This is a genomic window from Bradyrhizobium uaiense (assembly GCF_010811875.1).
GTDB classification, from domain to species: domain Bacteria; phylum Pseudomonadota; class Alphaproteobacteria; order Rhizobiales; family Xanthobacteraceae; genus Bradyrhizobium; species Bradyrhizobium uaiense.
Genome location: NZ_VKHP01000814.1, coordinates 1 through 247 on the forward strand (window position 1 = coordinate 1; position 247 = coordinate 247).

At 69.2% G+C, this 247-nt stretch carries 1 pseudogene; it reads left to right on the forward strand.

Annotated elements, in window-relative coordinates:
- Positions 1 to 130: pseudogene (locus tag FNJ47_RS47565) on the forward strand (efflux RND transporter permease subunit); the annotation flags it as partial.
- Positions 131 to 247 lie beyond the last annotated feature (117 nt).

The following is a 247-nucleotide window of genomic DNA, read 5'->3' on the forward strand; positions in this document are numbered from 1 at the left end:
CCGCGAGGCGGCGCTGCTGCGCTTCCGTCCGATCATGATGACGACGTTCGCGGCGATCTTCGGCACGCTGCCGATCGCGCTCGGCGCCGGCGCCGGCGCAGAGTTGCGTCAGCCGCTCGGCGTCGCCATCCGCCTCTGCCTGCGGATCGAGCTTGCGGCGCAGCCTGCGGTCGATGCGGTCGAGATAGATGTAGATCACGGGCGTGATGAACAGCGTCAGCAGTTGCGACACGCAGAGGCCGCCGAC